12 protein-coding genes are annotated in these 26,271 nt (G+C 38.9%); 3 read left to right on the top strand and 9 right to left on the bottom strand.

Annotated features, from left to right (window positions below; translation table 11 throughout):
* Positions 1–448: 448 nt before the first annotated feature.
* Together RM347_RS28035 and RM347_RS28030 are read left to right on the top strand one after the other, a co-directional pair.
* Positions 449–1,918: a polysaccharide biosynthesis/export family protein gene (locus RM347_RS28035; protein WP_322721432.1), complete on the top strand. Its 1,470-nt coding sequence runs from the start codon at positions 449–451 to the stop codon at positions 1,916–1,918.
* A gap of 1,063 nt (positions 1,919–2,981) precedes the next feature.
* Entirely contained in the window at positions 2,982–4,370 is a 1,389-nt protein-coding gene (locus RM347_RS28030; protein ID WP_322721431.1) for a right-handed parallel beta-helix repeat-containing protein, read from the top strand.
* A gap of 186 nt (positions 4,371–4,556) precedes the next feature.
* Here RM347_RS28030 and RM347_RS28025 read toward each other — a convergent pair whose 3' ends face one another.
* The 9 genes from RM347_RS28025 to RM347_RS27985 all read right to left on the bottom strand — a co-directional run bounded on the left by RM347_RS28025 (position 4,557) and on the right by RM347_RS27985 (position 18,144).
* Positions 4,557–6,788 (bottom strand): GumC family protein, encoded by a 2,232-nt coding sequence (locus tag RM347_RS28025; RefSeq protein ID WP_428850624.1) that lies wholly within the window; start codon positions 6,786–6,788, stop codon positions 4,557–4,559.
* A 360-nt stretch (positions 6,789–7,148) separates the two neighbouring features.
* Positions 7,149–8,345, bottom strand: a complete 1,197-nt coding sequence (locus RM347_RS28020; RefSeq protein ID WP_322721429.1) for a glycosyltransferase family 4 protein — start codon at positions 8,343–8,345, stop codon at positions 7,149–7,151.
* Positions 8,329–9,633, bottom strand: coding sequence for a UDP-glucose/GDP-mannose dehydrogenase family protein (locus RM347_RS28015; RefSeq protein WP_322721428.1), 1,305 nt, complete (start codon positions 9,631–9,633; stop codon positions 8,329–8,331). Before RM347_RS28015 ends, RM347_RS28020 begins: the two co-directional genes overlap by 17 nt.
* Before the next feature lie 561 nt (positions 9,634–10,194).
* Positions 10,195–11,343 carry a glycosyltransferase family 4 protein gene (locus tag RM347_RS28010; RefSeq protein WP_322721427.1) on the bottom strand — a complete coding sequence of 383 codons (1,149 nt, stop codon included), beginning with the start codon at positions 11,341–11,343 and terminating at the stop codon, positions 10,195–10,197.
* 234 nt (positions 11,344–11,577) lie between these two features.
* Entirely contained in the window at positions 11,578–12,822 is a 1,245-nt protein-coding gene (locus RM347_RS28005; RefSeq protein WP_322721426.1) for an O-antigen ligase family protein, read from the bottom strand.
* 3 nt (positions 12,823–12,825) lie between these two features.
* Positions 12,826–13,929, bottom strand: a complete 1,104-nt coding sequence (locus tag RM347_RS28000) for a glycosyltransferase family 4 protein (protein ID WP_322721425.1) — start codon at positions 13,927–13,929, stop codon at positions 12,826–12,828.
* 64 nt (positions 13,930–13,993) lie between these two features.
* On the bottom strand, positions 13,994–15,439 hold the full coding sequence (locus RM347_RS27995) for an oligosaccharide flippase family protein (protein WP_322721424.1): 1,446 nt from the start codon (positions 15,437–15,439) through the stop codon (positions 13,994–13,996).
* 52 nt (positions 15,440–15,491) lie between these two features.
* Positions 15,492–16,433 carry a class I SAM-dependent methyltransferase gene (locus RM347_RS27990; RefSeq protein ID WP_322721423.1) on the bottom strand — a complete coding sequence of 314 codons (942 nt, stop codon included), beginning with the start codon at positions 16,431–16,433 and terminating at the stop codon, positions 15,492–15,494.
* Positions 16,434–16,701: 268 nt separating this feature from the next.
* Entirely contained in the window at positions 16,702–18,144 is a 1,443-nt protein-coding gene (locus tag RM347_RS27985; RefSeq protein ID WP_322721421.1) for a sugar transferase, read from the bottom strand.
* Between the two features lie 2,017 nt (positions 18,145–20,161).
* On the opposite strand from RM347_RS27985, the gene RM347_RS27980 reads away from it, so the two are divergent.
* Positions 20,162–26,227 (top strand): non-ribosomal peptide synthetase, encoded by a 6,066-nt coding sequence (locus RM347_RS27980; protein WP_322721420.1) that lies wholly within the window; start codon positions 20,162–20,164, stop codon positions 26,225–26,227.
* The last annotated feature ends 44 nt before the right edge of the window (positions 26,228–26,271 follow it).

Genomic DNA, 26,271 nt, shown 5'->3' with positions numbered 1-26,271 from the left:
ATAATACTAATTATATTTAAAAATAAGGATTTCAGGGTTTTATCAAAGGAATTTAGCATAACAAGTACTGAAGAGCCGTATTTATTTAATGAACTTGTTATTAATTTTGGTAGTCTTAGCAGATTTTAAATCAGAGTTTAAATGTCATAAAATTGACTTTGAAAAGAAAACTTTATTCGTAAGTAGTTTATTGGTTAACAGAGAATTCCTTGGGTAAACTGCGTTTAATTACGTAAATCCTATATTTTTTGATAGTTGCTCTATTCAAGCAGTGTTAACTTTAAGCTAACTTTACTAAAAATTTAAATACAATAAACAAACTTCCTCCGGAAAATTACACTTTTCGGGGAAAATAAGAGTGTTGGGGAACTTGAATACTTAGGTATAGTCAAAATAAAAATGTTTAGACAGTACTTTATTAATCGTAGTTTCAGAATCTCAGGTAAATATGCTTAACACAAGTTTGTTTAAATTCCTAACTCAGCCAGTTGTGGGTGTGGCTTTGTTAAGTGCTGTCAATGTCGCTGTGCCATTTGCGAGTCTAGCTCAGGGACAACCATTACCACCAACTACACAAACACCAGGCACACAAACACAATTAGATACTAATTATTCATTAGGAGGCGGCGATCGCATCCGGGTAAATGTATTTGAAGTACCTGAATATACAGGAGAATACCAAGTTCCTCCAGGTGGAGCAATCAACCTACCTTTAATTGGCAGTGTGTCAGTCCTCGGTCTAACAACTGAACAGGCTGCTGACGAAATTGCTAGAAGATATGCTCGCTTCCTCAAACGTCCCTTAATCTCAGTCAATTTGTTATCGCCTCGTCCTATCAATGTTTTCGTTGCCGGAGAAGTGACACGTCCAGGAGCTTACACTCTTAGCTTGAGCGGAGGCGCGGGAGACAATCCAGGCGTACAGTACCCCACTGTATTAGCCGCATTGACAACAGCACAGGGCGTAACCTTGGCTGCGGATGTGAGTCAAATTCAATTAAGGCGTAAAATAGGACGTTCTTCAGAGCAAGCCATTAGCGTCAATTTGAAGGAACTTATCCAAACAGGTAGGTTATCACAGGATATTACCTTGCGTGATGGAGACACCATAGTTGTGCCAACAGCAACCAACTTCAACGTGGCAGAATCTCGTAATATATTTGCATCTAACTTTGCTGCCAGCCAAACCACGCCTCGCACGGTAACAATTATCGGTGAAGTTAATCGTCCCGGTTCGTATCTTGTTACCCCAGCCAGCACAGATGCCCAGGGGGGCGCAGCAACTAACAGTGGTACTGCTAATCCCAATGGTCTACCAAATGTGACACGGGTTATTCAACTAGCTGGGGGAATTACAGCACAAGCTGATGTTCGTAATCTCAGGCTACGTCGACTTACAAGAACTGGCTCAGAACAGGCTATAGATATTAACCTTTGGCAACTATTGCAGAGTGGCGACGCTAGTCAAGACATCATCGTGCAAGACGGAGATACGATTGTTATTCCGACGGCAACTGAAATTAACCCCGCAGAAGCTACTCAATTAGCTACCACTACTTTGTCTCCTACACGCATTCAAGTTGGTGTGGTAGGTGAAGTTAAAAAACCAGGCTTAACAGATGTTCAGCCGAATAGCTCTTTAAATCAAGCTATACTGGCAGCTGGCGGATTTAATGATGCCAGAGCTAGTAGCAGTGCTGTTGATTTGATTCGCCTCAACCCTAATGGTTCTGTTACTAAACGTATAGTAAAAGTGGATTTCTCCGCTGGGATTAATGAGCAAACTAATCCCATACTCCGTAATAATGACGTTGTGGTAGTCAACCGATCTGGTTTAGCTAAGACTGGCGATACCACAAATACCATAACTGGCCCTTTAGGTGTTATCTTTAATCTTTTGAACTTGTTCGGACTCTAGCTTAATATATAGATGCAAATTGGGGGCGTTGGTCAATCCTCTTCGTCCCTAAAATTGCACTATCTTTGAATTAAAGCTCAATAGTCAAGAGTTAATCTAGCAATCCTAAATCATTCGTGAAAAAAAGAAGCTGAAAAGCTTATAAATACGCTTTCACGAGCTAATTTAGATTGTATAGAAAACAAATATACACTCATGATGGAAGTATTAAATTAACTCTTGTACTGCCTTTTGAAAGCAAGAATAAATGACGCCTAGAGCCATACTCTTTCAGATAAGTAAGCTATGCGAAGTGTCTCTAATTCGTGCGTTCTCATACTCATACAAGCAGCTAAGTCCACATCGACCACAGGAAAAAAACAAGAGTAGTGGTTATTTCCCTTGGCATAAGCGTAGTCCTACGGGAAAGCAAGCTACGCGTAGCGTCTGGCAGAGAAGGCATCACTTCCTCCATAATTGTGTTTTCTATCTGCCATTATACAAAATTATTAAGTAATATTACTCGTTGACAAATACTGTATATTCTAAAACTTTTACTAAAAATTCTTAATCTGCATTAATTGGCTTTTGCAAACCTTATTGTAAGTACTTAGATTTATTATGATAATGAGAATATTTTAGAAGGCAGAGGCAAAAAAAGATACTCTCTGACTTATTTTTTATCATTGAATGATTCTTATTATCATAAGAATTATTTAAGTAAATTAACCTATTGATGACAGATATACTATCTTAACCACAGATACCGCGTATACACAGTAGAATGATGTCGAATTGGAAATAACGCCATTTGTACGGTTGCTTAGTGTCTATTAATGGAATAACTCTGGATACTGAGAGTTTATTCAGTAATTATACCAAATAGTTGCCATTTTTTGAAACACAAGCTAAAAATGCCGTTCAGGGATATTTAGGTGAAAATCCGCAGGTGTAAACCTAAAAAACCGTGTATAAACTTACAAATGGCAGTTACACAACCGTATCCAATACTGAGTTACTAACTAAGGCTAGAGTTACTGACCGTTGACGATTGAGTTTTTGCAACATACCCTATTTTTTCCCTATGATGATTCATGGTTTAGGTTTTCTCAGTTTGAGCGCATCTCTTGTACTTCCCTGGGCATTAACAGGTCTAGTTCAAGGAGAGAAAATAACAGAGTCTTTAGTTAAAGATGTTCGTCAGTCATCCACAGATCAGGAAATGCCACTACCTAGCCGCAAGCTGATCAGTCAGGTTTCAACTGCGACAACATACTATGTTAGTGGTACAGGAAACGACAAAAATAGCGGACTTTCTACTTCATCACCCTTTAGAACAATTCAAAGGGCGGCAAATCTTACTGGCCCTGGCGACACAGTATTCATTATGAACGGAGAATACAAAAATGTAGGGCAAAGCGGGAGTGCCTTATATATTAAACGTTCTGGAAAGGCAAATGCATGGATTAGGTATAAAGCATATCCTGGACATTTCCCAAAAATTCGGCACAATGTATGGAGTGGTATCGATTTGTCAAAGGGAGTTTCATATATCGAGATCAACGGGCTAGAGATCATAGGGAACAATGCCAATATAACTCTTGCTTATGCATTAAGTCAGAAGAGTAATACATCAAATCCGCTGACAAACGGAAGCTGCATCAACATTGACGGACGCAAAGGTCCTGTTCATCACATAAATATTCTAAACAACAAAGTGCATGACTGTGGATCAGCAGGTATCTCAGTAATCTCGGCTGATTATGTGAAGGTAGATAATAACACAGTGTATAATAACGCCTGGTATAGTGTCTATGGTTGCAGCGGCATTTCGTTCTTGAAGAATTGGAATTCTGACGACAACCGGGGATACAAGATGTTCGCGACCAATAACAGGGTCTATAACAATCGTATGTATGTTCCCTGGATTTCAGTAGGAAAGATCACAGACGGTAATGGCATTATTGTCGATAATTTAAAACAGGGTAAAAATGGTCCATATAAAGGACGGACTTTAGTTGCAAACAATATTACCTACAAGAATGGCGGTTCGGGTATTCATGCCCATGATAGTGAGCATGTCGATATTGTCAACAACACAGCATATTTGAATCAGCAAAGTCCAGAGCTTAAAAAAGGGCAAATCTATGCTGGTTATTCAAATGATGTCAAGATTTTCAATAACATTGTTTATGGTTCTGCTGGAAAAAATGCGAACAGCAATGTAAAGAATACCAATGTCATCTATGACTACAATCTTTACCCCAAAGGTGTCGTGATCGCTGTAATGGGACCTCACGATATTATTGCAGATCCACAATTTGTGAATACTTCAATTGCTGACTTTAGAGTCAAGGCAACTAGTCAGGCGATCGACAGTGGTTACTATTGGAAGGATTTGAAAACTGATTATGCAGGCAACCCTCGTCCTGCTGGTAGTGGATATGATCGTGGGGCATTTGAAATTAAGTAACCGCAATCTCATGTCCTGCTATTTGTCCATAGTTCCGTCAGATTGTCCATAGTTCCGTCAGACTGAAGTCTACAGTTACATAAAAAAATAAGCCTGTCTTCGCAGGCTTATTTTTTTTGTAGATAATTAAACAGAAACTATGTACCAGCTATGGTGTTCAGTTCACTTGTGAGGGAAAATTCTAATTTATACAGAGCTTTTGTTGGGAATGCGTTTTTGTTGCTTAACCTTTTTTGTCAAATCTTGATAAGTAAAGTATTCTTTAGCATGGTTGAAATAAGTACTAGATTCATTTTTATCAATAATACCATTCACAACTAAACCTAAAACGTTGTGACTGGATCTCTCTAACATTTCTTGAGCAGCAGCTGCACTGTTAGAATCAATTACTCCAGGTCGAGCTACTAACAAAATCCCATCAGTCATTTGACTTAAAGTCAAAGCATCAGCTGCCAAAAGCAGGGGAGGAGCATCAATAATAACAAAATCATAGTTATATTGAGATGAGAAATTTTCAATTAGTGATGCCATCCGTTTTGAGTCAAGCAAAGCAAGAGGGTTGGGAGGTCTAACTCCAGCAGTTAAAACATCAAGGTTGTCCATTACCTTAGATACAGCAACGTCAAATTCAGCCTGACCTACAAGAACTTCACTCAACCCAACTGCATTGGTTAGTTGCCAGAGATGATGCTGAGAAGGAACTCGCATATCTGCATCAATTAGTAAAACTTGACGTCCTAATTGAGCGATCGCAGCCGCCAAATTAGCTGAAACTGTTGACTTGCCTTCTTTAGGAACTGCGCTAGTTACCACAATAGTTTTGAGCACTTTATCTGAACTCAGAAATTTCAGATTGGCTTGAATCATCCGGTACATTTCGCTCGTTAAAGAGTGAGGTGTATCTCTGACAGCAAGTGTTTGAACTGTTGATTCTGCATTTGAATAACGAGAGCGAACCTTTTTAACAGACAAAGGAACAATTCCCAGTAAAGTATATCCAAATACATCTCTAACTTCTTTAAGTGTTTTTAGAGATCTATCTCTCATAGCTAGGAAGAGCACAGTTGTAGTGGCAAAAAATAAACCGAACATCACTCCTAACACCAAAACAATTATTTTCTTGCCTACTACTGGATTTTTGGGCACTAAAGCCTGAGCAATAATCCGGGAACTAGCTGTATTTGTATTTTCAACTAACTGTAATTCTTGAACCTTTTTCAATAGAGTTTGATAGGTCGATTCTGCAACTTCAACTTTCCGTTCTAACTCCCGTTGATTTTGTACCAACTGGGGTATAAGTTTTACCCGCTGTTCATAGGTGGAACGAGAATTATATAGAGACGAGAGTCTTTGAGTTAAGCCAAAGCGCTGTATTTCTGACTGCAGGAAATTTTGTATCAGGCTTTGTCTGAGTTCTCCAATCTGCAATAGACTCTGGGGAACTTGTGTTCGATTGCCAATAGTCTGACCAATTTGTTGTTGCAGAAGAGATTTTAAACTAGCTTTTTTTGCTTCTAGGTTAATAATTATGGGGTTGTCATCTAGAAAACGGCTGCGCTCAACTGCTAACTGCCGATCGGTCTCTTGAAGTTGTGTAAGAACTCCCTGTACTGCAGGTGACTGACTGAGGGCACTCACAGCGATCGCTTCCTGAGAATTTAGCTCTACTTTCTGGCGCAGTTCATTGGTTTGGGCGTTGACCTCATTCAATTGAGCTTTAACAGCATTCATTTCATTGTCTAGATTTCCAATAGTCGCAACGGCTGACCTTGTCTCCTCTGTTAAATCTGCAATCTGATGCTTTTGTTTAAATATACGTAGCGCTACTTCTGCATTGTTAACAGCAGCTTGAGTTTTCGGAAGCTGCTTGGCCATAAATTGACGAGTTGCTGCTGCCTCAGAGCGATTTGTCAGAATATCATTTTCTAAATAAAGATTCATTATTGTGTTGACCACTGCCGCTGCTTCTTCGGGGTCAGGGCTGCTATAGCTAATTCGCAATACATCTGTCCCACCAATGATTTTTAATTCCAGGGCTTTTTGTAGCGCTTGTGCCTCTAGAGGTTTACCTTCTTTGTCTTTCAGTTGTAGTTTGTCTATTGTCCGCTGCAATAAAGTAGGGGAAGAAATAACTTCTATCTGACTGCTTATGGGGTTTTGAGTTGCTACCAAGGGTTTCAAATCTCCTGAGTCTCCTCCTTCTGAAGAACCAGGCGAAAGATTAGTTCCTGCTACTTTAAAAGAGGGTAATCTGAATAACAGTTTTCCTTCTGCTTCATAGTCTGGCTTCATAATTTTTGTAGCTATAGCACTCAGAACAACTGTAGCCACAAATATACTGACAGCAGGTAACCACCAACGTTTCAATATCAATAAGTAACGATTAAGGTCTAAATCAATAGATTCTCTAGATTCCATAGATTTTTCTGACATAAATCTTCTAAAGTACAGGTCTTAAGTAAGAAACTCAATATTTGTCTACTCAGAGTAGCTACAAAGCACACCTATTAAGTTAACAATGATACTATTTTACAATATGACATATAGTATAGACTATTTAAGTAAAAAACCTAAAATTATGTACAGGCTTTGATTTTATAAATCTCAGAGCCAATACTTAGGAGCGTCGAGGAGTATTAGTATTATTCAAAGCACATGCATTATTATTCAAAATGGTATAAGAACAGCGAAGATCAGAATTTCCTCCTGATTATTTAACCTCATTGAGTTATGAATGTATTTTCACAACATTTCCATCTGCCGTATTTCTATGTATTTCTATTTAGATTGCCAAGCTTTATCATAAGCTTCTAACAGCTTAGGTACTTGATGTCGCCACTCTAGTTTCTCCTCCATTCTTTGTCTACCTAGCTCTCCCATCTTTTGTCGCCGCTCGGTGTCCTCTAGAAGTTCAAGAATGTTCTCAGCAAAATCCACTATGTCGTTGCCTTTGGCATAAACAGATGCTCCCCCTGCCGATCGCCTTCCTTCCAATAGGTCAAACTGAACAATGGGTTTTCCCATTGCCATGTACTCCATAATCTTGTTCATGGTTGAACTATCATTGTAGGGCATTTTTTTATCGGGATTAGCGCATACATCACAGCTAGAAAGACGTGCCAAAAGTTCATTATCAGGAATACGCCCCGTAAATTCTACAAATTCCTGAACTTCTAACTCTTCAGATAGTGCCTGAAGCTTCTCAAACATCGGTCCACTACCGATGAGCATAAAGTGAATATCCTGGCGTTTTTTTTCATAGACAATGTAGCGCACCGATTGCAGCAGGTAATCGATTCCCTCCGGTTCTCCCATGACACCAACATACCCCACCAAATACTTTCGACCTTTACGGTAGATTGGGTTGGGCGATACGGGTTGAAAACGGGAAAGATCAGGCCCACTGCGAACAACAAAGACATCCTCTGAACTTTTGCCTCCACGGGTAAGTGCTACCGAGAGGTAAGACTCATTAGTTGAGATAACTACGTCTGCTGTCGCAAAGGTTAATCGTTCAACTAAAGAGAGTCCATAGTAGAAAATGTCTCGTCGTCCATACTTAGCTTCGTACATCTCCAGATTTATATCATGGTGGTCAAATATAACTTTTACACCTTTGAATAACTTAAACCATCCCGCCACCAAAAACAGTAGATCTGGAGGATTGCAAACGTGAACGATATCAAACCCTCGCTCTCGCCACACTCGATGTGCAAGGCGAAACTCCCAAAAAAGCGCTGTAGCATACTCCCGTAGATAACCTGAGACCGAACTGATATCAGGTGGCATTTCATGACGATAAATGTGAACCCGATCAATTACCTCGTATTCTTGTTCAAATCCTTTACCTTTAGGACAAATCACTGAAACTTCATACCCAGCTTTTGTCAGGGTAGTGGCTTCCATCCATACACGGCGATCAAAGGGAAGCGGGAGGTTCTCGACAATAATCAGTACCCTACCATGCGATGCCATGATAATCTAACTCCTTAGTTGTTTGATTAAAGACCCCTGCTAGATCCAAAATTTGCATTCCTTTAGGGGCTTCGAGTAGTACTTGGCGAAACTCTGGCGTAGTATGGGTAACCACTGCCAGATCTGCTCCCTCCAAAGCTTTCTGGGAATTTGGCACTAGTAACGCCTCAAAGTGAGGGAGGTTACTCTGAATATAGGCAAGGTTGGTTCCCATTAATCGAGCCTCATAGACGGCTGGGTCGTAAATTTTCACCTGGCAGCCTTCTCCAATCAACCGCTTAACCAGCAATACTGCTGGACTTTCTCTTAAATCATCTGTTCCTGGTTTGAATGCTAATCCCAACACAGCAATCTGCCTTGCCCCAAGGCGTAACACCTGTTGGGCAGCCAAATCAACTTGAAGGGTGTTAGTAGTTGGCAGGGCGTTTAGTAGGGGAACTGGTACATCCATGTTGCGTGCGTAGTAAAGCAAAGCACTCAAATCTTTGGGTAGACAGGAACCACCGTAGGCAAATCCAGGACGCATATAAACAGGCGAAATGTTTAACTTCGTGTCCTGCACGATAATATTCATTACTTCCCGTCCATCTACGCCAAAGGCTTTGGAGACTCGTCCGATTTCATTAGCAAATCCCACCTTGGCAGCGTGCCAGCAATTGGCCACATATTTAACCATTTCTGCGACAGAAGGTTTAACTACGGTGAACGGTGCATCTACTGTGGCATACATCTGTCGTACTACTGCTTCTGCCACAGGAGATTCAGTACCGATAATAGTGTAAGGTGGTTGGTCGTAATCTTTGATAGCCGAACCTTCACGTAAAAACTCTGGGTTAAACGCTAGATGAATAGAATTATTATCACCTGTGAGACTATTTAGCAGATTTTGACACTTTTCTAATGTTCCTGGTGGGACAGTGCTACGCAACACAACTACATGGCTTTCAGTCTTATGGATAGAGGCTTTCCCAATCTGCTTGCATACATTCCAAACGTAGGTAAGATCCGGTTCTCCCCTCTCTATTGGAGGTGTGCCAACGCTAATCAGCGAAACATCTGATCCTAGCACCGCTGCTTCAGCATCTGTAGTAGCTCTGATTAATTTAGCTGCTACTCCGTCAAGCAGCAACTGACTCAGATAAGGCTCTACAATGGGCGACTCTCCCTTGGCGATCAAATCCACTTTTTCGGGATTTACATCTACCCCAATTACTTCGTGTCCATCTCGTGCTAAACAAGCTGCTGTTACGGCACCGACATATCCTAAACCAAAAATGCTAATTTTCATATCTACCAGTTGTTATTCTTTCTTAGAGTACAAAACAATCAAGCCATTGGGGCAATTTTCATATGGCATCTTAATTTAATACTAAGCGCAGAAATGTTAATCGCTCATACAAAACTTTATCTAAATATCTAAAGTAACTCTAGAAAATATAAATTATTGAACATAAAATCATCTCCTCGAAACCAATGAACATAACTAATTCTTTAACACATCAAGATTTTAAAGAGAAGAATTTATCTAATAGTATATTTTCCCATTGTGCCAGAATAAATAAAAGCTGTAAAATTCAGATAGACTTGAGCATCATCAGATGAACCAAATTTGACCAGCATAGGTTACCTTTTAAAGTCTAGTTTACAATTATTTTTTATCTGTAAAACAAAGTATTTTTCTGTTACTAATCTGTTCAATACTAGAGAATCATTTTTTGGCAGCCCTCTCAGGATACCTTTGACAATCTTGGAAAATCAATTTATAATCACTCACAATTAAACTAATATAATTTAATCCTCCGCAAAAAATAATATTTTTTGGGTAATTTTTGTCGGAATTTTGTTAATATCAACTTTTTTGTACTAAGCGATATAAATCCATAAAGTGAACCCAATGTTTTTTTATATCTAGAGGAAAAACACTTGTTCTCGCCTTTGCTCCTAGAGAAAGCCTCACAGCCTTATTTTCAATCAAATACTTAACGGCATCTGATAACTGCTCAATATGACCTGGATTAACGATTAATCCATTTTCAGATTGAGTAACTATCTCAGTTATGCCTCCCACTGGTGTAACGATAACTGGTAACTCCCAAGCCATTGCCTCTAGCATTGCTAGGGGAAGACCTTCATTGTAAGAGGGCAACACAAAAACATCTGCTTGAGTTAGAAGAATATCACGTTCATCTGGCCCTATCCAGCCAGGCAATTTTATATAATTCTCTAGATTTAGAGTTTTAATTAAATTGCCTGCTTGTTCAATGTCTCCGTCTCCTGCCATAATCAGATTTGCTCTAGTTTTATATTCAATCGGCAAAAGAGAAAAGGCTTTAATTAAATCAAATGCTCCTTTACGTTGACCAATTCGTCCTAAAAATAGTAAGTTCACTTTTTGAGAGACTGAACGCTCTGGAACTTCGTCAGGAACTTTTACTGGATTATAAAAAACTACAACTTGTTCAGGTTTAAGACCAAGATTTTCTATATAAAAAGTTTTCCAACTTTCTGATAAGACAATTAATCGTTGACACTTACAAAATATCCAACTTAGCAATTGCTGTATCCATCTTGCAAGTTCAGCGTAGAAAACATGAAATTGACTACCATGAGCATGTATGATTATCGGTTTGTGAAATACCCAAGCTAAAAATGTCATAATTGCTTGTCGGAAAACACTACCGCGCTGTGAAATTTCCAGTTGAACAATATCAACTTCTTCCCTTAGTAACATCCACAGAAACTTCCATATAGCTTTCAAAAACACCATAATTTTGATTGCTGTAGCTCCTTCTTCGTGAGTAATAATATGACAAATCTGGACTTCAGAAGGAGCATAGTCCAAAAAAAGCTTCTCATAATTGGATATGCCACCTTGCTGGAGTAAGCTAGGACCTAATAGAATAATCTTGATAGTTTTAGTTCGACACATCTGCTGCACTTTTTCTATAATTGAGTTATCGTTAGTTAATGCATCAACTAAACAATCTAAGTTTATCATTTTAAGGTTTTTTTAAAAATTAGAGTGAACGCATAAAATATTCTCCATAAATAAGTGCTGATATAATTATTTTGCGAGCTATTGAGTAAGATTGAAAAGTCTTTATTAAAAAATTGATTTGCCCAGCTTAGAAAACGACTAGATCAATTGCCTGTGGTGTAAATTGCCATCATAAAAATAATAGCTTCAAAAGTTTTTGCAATATCTATGTTATTCTTCTGTGTTTGTTTAATTTCATGATTTTACTTTTATTTCATGTGTCATTCTTACTGATAGAGAAGCTGCCACATAGAGCATCCAATTCAAACTATTAGATTCTAACAAGGAAGATTCAGTAGTGCTAGCTAATGCTATATATGTCATATGTATAAGTGGCCAAATATCTAATGCTGTTTTACTGCGACGCATCGAAGCGAATCCTTGCAGATAACTGCGCCAATATCCTAATAAGAATAGCCCTAACCCTAAAAGACCCAAATCCAGGCAAAGAGCCAAATAACCATTGTGGGGGTGACTCGGCACCCATCCAACTATGCGCCAAATATAAGCAGATTCGCCATCCCATCCTTGCCAGAATCCGCCATAACCATAACCAAGCCAAGGATGTTTCCAAATCCTATCGATCACTAATGGCCAAATCTCTGTTCGACCCGTCAGTGTCGCATCTTTACCAAGTGAAGTAAAGAGGAGTTCACTGTTGTTCGAAAACCAAAAATAGAAAGTTTGGATGATAGTTGCCATCATTATTATTGTTGGGACCATGACCAGGTATGACCAACGCCAAATTTGAAAAGCAAAAAATGCCAATATTAGAATTAATAGATTAATTAGAGATGAAGTGGAAGTGGAAAGTAGTAAGAGTAGTACTGACAAGCTAAACCCCACCCAGAAAATCCAGCTACGTCTTTGAGTTTGATAACCAAGGATAAAAAAAACTATACTACTGGTTACCATCCTGGATCCCAGACCGTTTTTATGCATAAATACTCCACGCAACTTAGGGCTACCAATGTCTGTCTGTATCCCGTATTTAGGCAAAGCCACAGCAAAAACAAAACTCAATACTATAATAATTCCAAAGTTCAAAGCAAGTAAATGTAATTGCTGTTTTAAGCTGTATCGCGAGGCAAAATATACGCCAAATAGACTGGAACTAATTAGGGTAAAACTATTTTTTAATGTTATTGCCGGGGCAAAAGACCAAGTAATAGAAACAGCTGATAATATAATTAAAGAATAAAGCCAAACATCTTTACTTAAGATAAGGAAATAAAGAGTTTTTTTCCAACGCAAAACCAGTAGTAAGAAGGTAACTGCATAGATGAAGAAAAAAACAATCCGAATCAAAGAGCTATCATATTCTACCAAGCTCTGCTGTCCTGCTCCCCCTGAAAGAATGACATTTAAAACTGCCCCTGAAAACATCATCAAGGCTACAATTGTGAACCCCTGCTCCGCAAAAATTAGTATTTTTCTCATAAATTAATATTTATTTTGCATATTTATTTCTCTATGATAAATTTGAGCTGTTTGAGCAGCAATATTTGACCAATTTAAATCTTTCTGACAACGAGCTAGTGCCGCAGTTTGCATGCGTTGTTGCAAGTTGCGATCGCTTAACAAAGAAATGATAGCATTAGCTAGAGCTGGAACATCACGAGGTGGAACTAACAATCCATCTTTTTTATCCTGAACTATCTCACTCAATCCCCCCACCTCAGAAGCTACTACCAGCGTTCCCATTCCATAAGATAAGGCTGCTACACCACTTTGAGAGGCTTCAATGTATGGCAGAACTGTTGCTGTACTCCGTTGAAATAGATTACATACTTCTTCAAGGGGGATAAAGTCATTGATAATTTCGTAGCGTTCCTCATCATAACCATTAGGGAAATACTGACTTATGTTTTCTCCTTTTCCAGCAATAATCAGCTTGACTTCAGGTATACATTCAGCAATTAAGGGCATAGCCTCAAGCAAATATTTCAATCCTTTATAGGGGAAGATACGTCCAAAAAACAGCAAAGTATATGGCTCACGGGCTTGAGTATTTTGACTGCCCCGACGCTGATACAAACTACCAAGTTCCCCATGTGCTAAAACATTGACTCGCTCTTGAGGTATACGGAATTGTTCAGTTAGAATCTTTTTTAGTTGATGAGTATGGACAATCAATTGTTGGGAACGGTAGAAGGCAATACGCCTGGTATACTCTGAACCGAATACAGCCATGCTATCCCCTGGGTGACGGAATATATCGTGGATGGTTGTCACCAGTGGTGGCATCTTGTTGAGTAACAAAGTCCAATCATACCAAGGATCGTTAGTTTCTTGGACATGCAAAACATCCGGATCTATGTCTTTGATAATACGCATCATTGCGTACATAGACAAGAGGTTGCGCGGGTCGCGAATCCGTGGTTTTTTAAAGCTAATCACACGGATACTGGAATCAAGAACATTGCTACAAACATCTGAAACTTTTTCCGGATGAATTAGCGTTAAATCAACATATTTAACCAGACTGTTTGCTAATTCAATAGTGTAATCTTCAAAGCCAAAATGTAGTAAAGCAACCTTGATCATATAATTAAGTTTTTATGCAATATTTATTAATTACACTTTTACCAGTTTATAAATTTTTCAATTTCTATATTTTTTCTGAACTCCTACTGAATAATTTTAGCCATACACTTCGAACACCTCCGAACTTATGGATTATCAAGAAACCAGCAAGCAAACTATAAACGCAAGTTAAAATAAGCAAAACAAATATAAAGTCTAGTCTAAATTCTTGTAGTATTAACAATACCATTGCCATACCAGTGCTAATTAGCAGGGGACGGCGTATTATTCGCCATAAACGCAACGAAAATAACTTACTGTACACAGCGTATATGAGTAAGCTAAAACAAGTAAAAGCCATTGCTAATTGCATAAACGCTGCACCCATTAGTTTATATTGTGAAATCAACACCACACCTGATAATATTCCGACAATATTAGTAACAACAACCTGCCCTAAGTTAAATTTTTCAAATCCATTAGCTAAAAGTAGATACACGAATGTCCGTGCAAATGGATACGTAATGAGCGATAAGGAACTTATCTTCAAAACTAAATTTACTTGATTGAAATTAGGATCTTTATAAATAAATGTTATTAAATCATTTCCCAGAAAAATTATTACAATAATAAGCGGCAATGATACACACAAAAGCATTTCAATCACGTTTTCAGTAATCTGACGCAATTTTTCCCATCCCAAAGATACTGCCTTTGTCATAACAGGAAAAGCAGCCATACATATACTATCGCAAACCAATGTGAAGGGTAGCATCAATTGTCCGATTACGCCATAAAGACCAACCATAAGTTCACTTCCTAAGAGTGAGATAATTAAAATGGCCATTCTACTACTAAGTATACCTACTGCATCACTAAGCATAAATGTCCGAGCAGAATTTAATAAGTGCAATACAAAATCTTGCTTAATTTCCCATTTTGGCTTAACTACTTTTGTAAGCAAAACCCATTCAATTATAAAAACTAAAGTTTCGGAAATTGCTAAAATTCCAGCTAAATAATTTACTCCATAATTTAGATGCAGAAACCAGAGCATTACTAATAAACGTAGGACGTAGACTGGCACAGTAGAGATGGAAATCAAATTCATTCTCTCTTGAGCCTGAAAAATTGCCTCCGTGATGTTAGAAAGCGAAAACGGAATTATTGTTAATCCCATGATGTAGCAAGTAATTGAGGTGTCTGAATTATAGGGGAGTAAAAACACCACAATGACCTGTGCTACATAAGCAATAATGCTTAAAATTAGTTGCAAGAAAGTACCATTCACAAGGTAAACAGGCATTTCTTGTGGGTTGCGAGACAGTTCTCGTGTAAACAAGGTTTTTAGACCCTGCGAAGCAATGACCATAAAGATGTAGTAGTAACTAAATGCTAGTAGATATCGCCCTAATTCATACGCTCCTAGAGTACGAGCTATGGATGCTACTAACACAAAAGTTGTAATGCTTTGTACTAACCGATTGATCAACAATGAGAGAGAATTTGTTAGTAGTTTTCGTTGTCCCATTGTCTGTTAACTATAGTTAAATTGAGCTGAATATAAACTTGCTTGCAATATTTTATTTTTGGGCAATTAAAAAAATATTGTCTGCAAACAAATAAAGTTTTCTCAGCAATTTACTAAAAAAACGACGCAGTTTTTTACTGGAAATTAAGAAAAGAAGATTTTCTACAATCAACATCATATTCAAGTAGAAAATACCAATTCCTATTATTTTTTCTTCTTTTTTAATGCGTAGTAGAGATAAAACTTTTATCAAGTTAGCTGGGACAGCACAATAAATACGTTTGTATCCAGCCATCTTTAAAGAATCATTTAATTCACTATATGTGTACTCTTTCAGATGCATACCTTGAGGATCATCATAGCCAAAAACTAACGATATATCGTGGGGTCCTGTATGGCAATGAGGTGTTGTAAAAATGTATTTTCCTTGATTAACGAGAATTTTATAAGCACTTTTAAAGTGTGTAATTAAATCGTCTGGATGAAAGTGCTCAATAACTTGATTAGATACGACTAAATCATAAAATTCAGTCGGTTCAAAATGGTCTAGATGTACACCGTCAGAGTTACCCCAAGACAAGTTAAGTGGCGTATCAGTTACATGTTTTGAACCACGTTCTCTTGTAACTTCTGTAGCTTTGCATTCAAATCCACATTTAGCTAAATATGCTATCATTTCTCCTTTACCAGAACCAACCTCATAAATTTTCTTGGGTGGAGAGCCTATCATTTGTAGCCAAGTTTTATATCTCTCTATAGTAGGGGTGCTATCTGCCACAAAAGAGTTTTGCCATTCTAATTTACTATAAAGAGTAGTGTAGGCTTGCTCAAATACTTCCCACCGATTTTCTGAGTTCGATTCTAAAAGGTCTTTTGTTAATTTTATTTCTAACTTCCAGTGTTCAAGTATCATTTCTTCCGTAATTTCTGCTTCAGCAGGGATGCAGTAGTTGCGTTTATAGCGATTTACTAGCTCAATTCCTCTGGGTTCCATAACTAACTCCTTTAGTTTAACGGGTTTATGTAAAAGTGAAATAAAGTTAAGGCTTTACATCCCACTTGAATACTTTTTAATATTTAGATAAAAACATGTTGTTTTATATCTTGGTGGTCTTAATGTATGGATGCAAAGGTAGCTTTACCGATTTTTACAATTCAGTATTTAATGGGTAGATATAGATCAAGCTAATGAAAAAAGCTAAAGTTATTAGGAGCAAAAATATCGTTTCCTTCACTAATCCTTTAGTTTTTTCATAATCACCTTAGTAAGCACCTTCCTTTTTCAAAACTACCATAACTGTTTTGAGCAGAATTTCAAAATCTAATCCAAGAGACCAATTTTCAATGTAGTTAAGATCAAGATTTATTACTTGTTCAAAATCTAAAATATCGGAGCGACCTGAGACTTGCCAAAGACCTGTAATACCAGGTAAAACTTCATGTCTAATAAAATGATGTTCAGAAAACTTATCTACATCTCTAGTAGGTAAAGGGCGAGGTCCTACTATACTCATTTCTCCAAGGATAACGTTAAAAAGTTGGGGTAGTTCGTCTAAGCTGTAACGACGGAGAAATTTTCCAACACGTGTAATGCGAGGATCATCTTTAATTTTAAAGATAATTCCATCTTTCGTTTCATTTAAAGCTTCTAATTCTTTCTGTAATTTTTCTGCATCAGACCTCATAGTTCTAAATTTCCATACTTTAAACTGTTGCCCATGTAAACCTACACGGGTTTGTCTGTAAAATACTGTGCCGGGAGAGTCCAGTTTTATAGCTATAGCTATAGCTACATAAATGGGGAATGATAACATTACAAACAAAGTCGCCAAACAAAAATCACAACTACGCTTTATCCAAAAATCTTTACCTGTAATTATCGGACAATCCAAACTCAGACAAGGCATTCCTCCTATCTTATTAAATTCTACGTTTCTATAAATTGGTTTTAATTCCATTGGTAAAATATGAACTTGGATACCAGATGCTTGAAATAACCAACACAAAAACATTCTATTTTTTAGAGCATCCCAAGATATAAAAACTTCCGTTACACCTAATTTATTAAGTTGATTCAATGTTTGTTGACGTTGATATCTGTCTAATGAATTAGCATTTGCAGTTCCAGATACGATGTAATGTTTTTCTTTTTTTATAAAGCTAGCAATCTGCTCATGATCCTGAGGATCACAAATAATGAAGACAGAAGAACGAACTATTTTTTTCTGCTTGCGCAGATATTCAAGAGTAATATTTACAGCATATCTACCTGTACAGATAAATAATATACTCAGCAACCAAGATAATAATATTAGTTTTGGGCGTGTAATATCAATAATCGGTTTATACAAAAGACAAACAAGGAGTATTAATCCATGAGCAAAAGTTAGCGATTTGATAATATTAAAATAGTCATAGCGTTTCTGACCTTCTCGATAAATACCTTGGAGAGCTAGTGATCCTATTTGAATACCAATAGTTATTAAAATAGGTAAATAATTACTCGGTATATACCAAGTAAAATTACCATAATAAGATTGATATTCAGTTAAAATCCAAGCTAAGGATAAAAGAGCATAGTCTACTAAAAACAATGTTGTTAATCTTAACCACCACGAGCCTTTGCGTACCCTGACAAATGAAGATGCACGTAAATCTAAAGGCACTTCACTCAATTTATTTGTTGCAATGCTTTGATTACTCATAGTTAGTAACGCTTGGTGTAGTTAAAATTTGATGGAAACCTATACAAGTGAGGTATCTAACGTTTTCCTCTTAAAGAAACTTGTCTTTTATAATCTACATATTAATCATTTTCTTCAGAGTTAAGTTCTCCATCAAAAGCATCTTCCAAAGTTGGTTTGAGTGTGGCTACTACCTGAATGCTTAGATTTTGTTACAGCATAGTATCCAGTGTGGTCTGTAAATTTTGAGCTTTGATGCCAACGAGATGACTTAATTGTTGAGTTGAGTTAAGTTATATTTGCATAAAGTTCCTGACATTATATAGTAAAGCAGGTAAGCTAAAAATATTAGGATTTTTAAGTTGGGTAATAAATAGTTGGGCTAAATTATTGCAGTTCTATTGCAGATTTTCGCTTCGATAACAGAGATGTCAATTATATCTCTTTAGTAATTACTGTAACATGTTTAGTTAGACTAACTCAGTTTTGCTTAGAAGCTTCTCTGTTTCTTTATGCACTTCTCTGTTTTTTTACGCATAATTACTTATTAACAAAACTTACACACATAACATATAATAAAATGCATCAAAAATTTGATTATTGTTACAAAAATTTACATAATCGAATATCGTAGTTGGACTTGGGTCAGCTTCATGCATATTTCTAGACAATTGCTCACAGCTTAGTGAACATGAATTCTAAGAACTGAAAGTAATATCAGCAATGCCTGATATCTGTGACTCATATCATATCTGCGTTCTGGACATTTTTGCTTTCTACAAGAGAGTTAATTTTTTTGCGTCTAGATTAGATTTTGGACTGTTCTAATCTTGTCTATCAAAAACTGAGGGCTTGGGCATGGTAGTATGCAGTATAGAAAAATCAACATTGAATTTGCTGGAAGTCTTTATTTGTAGCCAAAAACCTTGAATCAGTGTCCGCTGCAATAAAAAAACAAAAATTTTATCCGTAACTTCTGTCATATTGACATAGATGCTAAATCTATGTGAAAGGTTTTCACTTTAGGTATGCTTTATATATTGTGAGAACAAATCCACCTGACGATGGTTTCACTGAGTCGGCATAACCCGCTCCCATCACTCTGGTCAAAAAAAATCTCAACCAACTTTTAAACAACAGGACTTACGCAACTGTCACAAGTGACGGTGCGCCTGCGTCGCACCGAGCGCCAAACAACTAGACAATAAACATGGGAACATTCGGGCGTTTTAGTTGCTGAACTAAATAATTGTCTACCCCGAAGTATTGAGGAGATACCCTAAAATCATCTATTTAAAATGAAAGTCTTGTTTAGCAAGGATTATTCTTTTTTCTTTGGAGAGAGTGATGAAAGACCTAGAAATAGAAAAGGATAAAGAAATAAAGGAGGGTAGAATCCTCTTTGTTCCTGCTTCTTGCCTCTTCTAACTTTTGATACCTGTTTCTGGCTGCGCCAACACTGGGAAGCGACAAGCGAACTTCTCCGTGCCTTCTACCTGATTCAAATGAGAAATTTTTATACTGATCTATCTACTTAATTAATTTAGCAAATCATAATTATAGCTTTACACTATTTTTATATCTGAAGAAACACAATGAAGATTTTGTAATAATTATTTTTTCCCTTAGCAAATTTTTATAAAAAAGGATAAAGTCTTTCCAGTATTATACTTGTAGTGTTTTAATTAGATACTAAAAAATTACAAACAAAGAAAAAATGAAAGATAATTATTGTCCATATCTTAAAGTTTTAATGAATAATTTAACATGTTGATTATCAATTGATTAGCTAGAGCGTTAAATAGCAATTATCTTTGAATATACATTCAACCTGCATACTGCAAAGCATAAATGGTAAGTCTTTGGGGAAGCAAGCTACGTGCAGTGTCCTGCTCTCAAGGCTAGCTAGGCTTTGTTTCTGTAGGCCCAGGCTTCTATTCTGACGGCTTTATATGCAGCCTCAGTTGGTATAAATACATATAGAATAAATAATAAATTAAAAAATGTGGCATTTCCTGATGGAGTTGATATATAGAAAATGGAGATAAATAACCAAACTTCAGATTATAAGCAAAATATTCCGTTAGATACCTTAACTCACATCATCGGCACTCAATTTTTACAGGAATGGAATGATACTCAAGCAGTTAATTATTTGGATCTGTGCATCCATCAAATGTTTGAGATACAAGTAGAGCGATCGCCCCAAGCCATTGCTGTAGTATTTGAAAATACACAACTTACTTATCAGCAGTTAAACCAGCGGGCCAATCAACTAGCACACCACCTACGTGGTTTAGGCGTTGGTCCTGAAGTTCTTGTGGGCATTTGCTTGGAGCGTTCCTTAGAGATGATTGTGGGACTGCTGGGAATTCTCAAAGCTGGAGGTGCTTATGTGCCTTTAGATCCATCATATCCTTCAGAGCGTTTAGCCTTCATCTTGGAAGACACTCAGGCACCAGTATTATTAACCCAAGAAAAACTGGTCAAAAATCTACCACCGCATCAGGCACAAGTAATTTGTCTGGACTCAAACTGGCAAGGGAATATCCAAAACAGTCAAGAAAATCCTGTAAATGAGACGACCAGTGAGAATCTCATCTACGTAATCTATACATCTGGCTCTACAGGACAACCCAAGGGTGTAATGATCCCTCACCGTGGTATCTGCAATCAACTGTACTGGCGGCAAACAACCTTTAGATTAACTCAAGCAGATAAAGTTTTATTGACTATTTCTTTCAGTTTCGACCCCTCAGTGTGGCAGATATTCTGGCCATTGTGCTTCGGGGGGCAATTGATTATGGCTCGCCCTGGTGGACATCAAGACACTGCCTACCTTGTGAAGGTGATTACTGAGCAGCAAATCACTGTTCTGGCCTTAGTACCTTCTATACTGCGTGTTTTATTGGAAGAGAAGGGAATTGAGAATTGCCGATTTCTCAGGCATATTACCTGTGGTGGTGAAGCCTTACCTGGTGAACTCATAGAACGCTACTTTACCCAACTGAATTTGGATAATGTTTTCCATAATTGCTATGGCCCGACAGAAGCTTCCATTGATACCACTTTCTGGACTTGCCAGCGCGGCACTAATTACACCATTGCTCCCATTGGTCGCCCCATTACTAATGCAGAGATTCATATCCTTGATGAAAATTTGCAGCCTGTGCCTGTTGGTGAATCAGGTGAACTGTACATTGGTGGTCTTGGTCTAGCGCGAGGCTATCTTAACCGTCCAGAATTGACTACAGAGAAGTTTATTTTCGACCCTTTTAGCACTGAGGTTGGGGCACGCCTTTACAAAACTGGGGACTTGGCACGTTATTTGAGCGACGGTAATATCGAGTTCCTTGGTCGGATTGACTACCAAGTGAAAATACGTGGCTTCCGAATTGAATTAGGAGAAATTGAAGCGATATTAAAACAACATCCAGCATTGACACAGACTCTAGTCATAGCCAGAGAGGATGTTCCTGGTGACAAGCAACTGGTAGCATATATTGTTGCCAACCCAGAGGAAATTCTTAGTCAGGTTGAATTGCGTCGTTTTTTGCAAGGTCGGTTGCCTGAATATATGGTGCCTGCCTCCTTTGTGTTTTTGGACACCCTACCATTAAACCCCAACGGCAAAATAGACCGCAACGCGTTACCTGTACCGCATACATCTGACCTTGGTCTGTCAACTAACTTTGTCCCACCCCAAAATGCTACAGAAGAGGTCTTAGCTACCATTTGGGTAAAAGTTTTGCGTCTAGAACAAGTAGGCATTCACGACAATTTTTTTGAATTAGGAGGCCATTCACTGCTGGCGACTCAAGTCATGTCTAGGGTTCGCCAAGCCTTTCAGATAGAAATACCGTTGCAACTATTATTTGAGAATCCCACGATCGCTACTTTAGCTCAAGCGATGCCTACGGCAACCCGAAGCAGGAACGCCCAAAACCAGACTCAAGAAAATAATCCCCAAAATCAGACTATTCCCCAAGTAACCAATCGGGAATCAGCCCCTTTATCCTTTGCCCAACAGCGAGTGTGGTTTTTGCAGCAGTTGCAACCCAACAGCCGAGCATATATCGTCTCCAATGCACAGCGCTTAACGGGCAAGTTAAATGTGGGTGTATTGCAACAATCACTAGATGCGATCGTCGTCCATCACGAGACACTGCGAACCAACTTTATTACATCACTTGATGGTAGCCCTATACAAGTAATTGGCACACCTCGGCCAGTGGAACTCAAGGTAATTAAGGTAACACAGGAGCAAGTGGAATGTCTGCTAAATCAAGAGGCGCAACGCCCCTTCAATTTAGAATATGACTTGATGCTGCGAGCTACCTTGCTTCAGGTAAACGAACACGAGCATGTACTCCTGTTGGTCATGCACCACATTGCGTCAGATGGGTGGTCAATAGGCATTCTCTGGCAGCAGTTAGCAGCTCTCTATGAAGCTTTTTTGAACAGTAAGCCTTTCCCCCTAGCAAAATTGCCCATTCAGTATGCCGATTTTGCTGTCTGGCAACACCAATGGCTATCAGGTGAAATACTCTCCAGCCAAATTAACTACTGGAAAACCCAGTTAGCAGGTGCTAATCCTGTATTAGAATTGCCTACCGACCGACCACGGCCACCAGTCCAAACTTACCAGGGAGCAGTGCAATCCCTGATCCTACCCCAGACTCTGAGTACATCACTAAAAGAACTCTCGCATCAGGAGGGTGTCACTCTATTCATGACATTGCTGGCTGCTTTTGGGACAACACTGCACCGCTACACTGGGCAAGAAGATATTCTCATCGGTTCTCCTATTGCTGGTCGCAACCAAGTTGAAACCGAGGGGTTGATTGGGTTCTTTGTCAATACCCTAGCCATACGCACTAACCTTTCAGGCAACCCAAGTTTCCGCCAGTTACTTAGTCAAGTTCGAGAAGTAACACTAGGAGCTTATGCCCACCAAGACTTGCCCTTCGAGAAGCTAGTAGAAGAACTACAGCCAGAACGAAATCTGAGTCACTCACCGCTGTTTCAGGTAATGTTTGCCTTCCACAATACCCCAAGGGAACTCTGGGAGCTTCCGGGATTGAACATTACCCCTCTAGAAGTCCATAACGGCGCAGCAAAATTCGATCTAACCCTCGACCTGGAAGAAACTTCAGAGGGGATCAAAGGTGGAATTGAATACAACACAGATTTATTCGATGCTACAACGATCGCTCGAATGCTAGGGCATTTCCAAACTTTACTTGAAGGTATTGTCGCCAACCCAGAACAGCATATTTCCGATTTACCTCTGTTAACAGCAACTGAACAGCATCAGCTACTGGGAGAGTGGAATAATACCCAAACTGACTACGATTTATCTCAATGTCTGCACCAGTTATTTGAAGCGCAGGTAGAGAAAACACCAGATGCGATCGCTGTAAAATTTGCAGACAAGCACCTTACCTACAATGAGCTAAATTGTCGTGCCAATCAGCTAGCAAACTACTTGCAAACTTGTGGAGTCCAGCCAGATGTACTCGTAGCCATTTGTGTTGAGCGTTCCTTAGAAATGGTTGTCGGATTGTTAGGGATTCTCAAGGCTGGCGGCGCTTATGTACCTCTTGATCCCGAATATCCCCAAGAGCGCATTGCATATATGCTAGATGATTGTCAAGCCCCAGTGCTGTTAACTCAAAGTAATTTGGTGGATCATCTACCCGGAAAAGCTTATAAAATTTGCTTGGATACTGAGTGGGAAACAATTTCACAACAAAGCGATATCTATCAAGAAGCCCTTCTCTACGAGACACTGCGCGATGGCGGTTCCCGTCGATTGCGAACCCCTAAAACCGTTGGCGCAGCCTCTCGTAGAGAAGACTGCGACCCCCTCACCTCTTTGCGTGTATGCAATCCCAATTCAAGCGTCAAACCTCTGGATCTAGCTTATGTAATTTACACCTCTGGTTCCACCGGCAAACCCAAGGGCGCGATGAACACCCATCAGGGAATTTGCAATCGCTTACTGTGGATGCAAGACGCTTACAAACTAAATGCAACTGATAGCGTTTTGCAAAAAACGCCTTTTAGTTTCGACGTTTCCGTTTGGGAGTTTTTCTGGCCCCTATTGACAGGGGCGCGTTTAGTGATGGCTCAACCAGGTGGACAGCGAGATGCGACTTATTTAATTAACACCATCGCCCAAGAGGAGATTACAACACTGCATTTTGTACCCTCGATGTTGCAGATATTTCTAGAAACCAAAGGGCTAGAACGTTGTCAGTCTCTAAAACGAGTGTTTTGTAGTGGAGAAGCCTTACCATTTGACCTCCAAGAGCGGTTTTTTGACCGGATGGGATGCGAACTACACAACCTTTATGGCCCTACCGAAGCGGCAATTGATGTAACATTTTGGCAGTGTCAAAGAGAGAGTAACTTAAAAAGTGTACCGATTGGGAGAGCGATCGCCAACACTCAACTTTATATTCTCGATTCCCATTTACAAGCGGTTCCGTTAGGTGCGATCGGTGAACTTTATATTGGTGGTATGGGAGTTGCTAGAGGCTATCTCAACCGTCCAGACTTAACAGCCGAACGATTTGTTTACCATCCCTTTAACGAAGGCGAAAAACTTTATAAAACTGGAGACTTAGCTCGCTATCTTCCTGATGGCAACATTGAATATATCGGTAGAGTTGATCATCAGGTAAAAATTCGTGGTTTCCGCATCGAACTTGGAGAAATTGAAGCTTTATTAGCACAACACCCCACAATACAGCAAACTGTCGTTATAACTAGAGTTGATAATCCACAGAACCAGCAACTAGTCGTCTACATCGTTCCTTACCCAGAACAGACTCCAACCACAGACGAATTGCGCCACTTCCTCAAACAAAAATTGCCAGAATATATGGTGCCTAGTGCTTTCGTTTTACTAGACACCCTACCTCTAACCCCCAACGGCAAAATCGACCGCCGCGCTTTACCATCACCAGATTCAACAAGGCTTGATTCAGAAAACACCTATGTGGCTCCTCGTGATGAATTAGAATTCCAATTGACCAAAATTTGGGAACAAATTTTAGGTGTCCAGCCCATTGGCGTCAAAGATAACTTCTTTGAGCTAGGAGGACACTCGATATTAGCAGTAAAACTGTTTTGGCAAATTGAGAAGATATTTAATAAAAACCTGCCTCTTGCGATTCTCTTCCAGTCAGGTACTGTAGAGGCTCTAGCCAAAATAATCTCCGAGGAAGATATAGCAACAAACAAGGCTTTAATAAAGCCCTTAGACAAATCAAAATCTAGCTGGTCATCCCTGGTAGAAATTCAACCCAATGGTTCCAAGCCACCTTTTTTCTGTATTCACGGACTGGGTGGAGAAGTCTTGTGTTTCCGTGAATTGGCAATGCATCTGGGTTCAGAGCAACCATTCTATGGACTACAGCCACAAGGGCTAGATGGAAAACACCCTTTCCATACCCGGATTGAAGACATGGCAACTCACTATATTCAGGAAATACAGACCCTTCAATCCAAGGGACCTTATTTTCTGGGGGGTTATTCTTTTGGAGGTATAGTTGCTTTCGAGATGGCTCGACAACTCCAAGAGCAAGGCGAACAAGTTGGTATTCTAGTTATGCTTGATAGTTGTCGTCCAGGTTATAGCTGGCGGGTATCATTTCTCAAGCGAGTTTTTTTGCATTTAAATAATATGGTTCATCAAGGGCCTATCTATCTTTGGCAAAGGGCTGTGAAATGGAGCTATTGGCGTAAGCGACATCTCGAAAATAAATATAACCATTATTTGGAAGATTTACTTGATTTACCTGAGAATGACAAGCATTTAAAGATTATAAATACTAACACTCAAGCCATTGGTGAATATATCTTCTCACCTTACCTTGGTCAAGCTATCCTCTTGCGGACAGAGGATCGGAATCGTAGTGAAGCTGTAGGCATACGATACGATCCTCAATTCGGCTGGGGCGACCTAGTAACTGGAGGATTAAATATTCATTACCTTCCCGGATCTCACCTTGACCTACTTAAAGAACCCAACGTACAGGTGTTAGCCGAAACATTGAGAAATTGCTTAACTCAGGCGCAGTCTCCAAAGAATTAATTTGAAGTTTTCCCTCGATTTAGGATTTCGACGTTACGAGCGTC

The organism is Nostoc sp. ChiQUE02 (genome assembly GCF_034531305.2).
GTDB lineage: Bacteria > Cyanobacteriota > Cyanobacteriia > Cyanobacteriales > Nostocaceae > Nostoc.
Note: the sequence above shows the minus strand (reverse complement) of the source record. Positions and strands in the feature narration are given on the sequence as shown.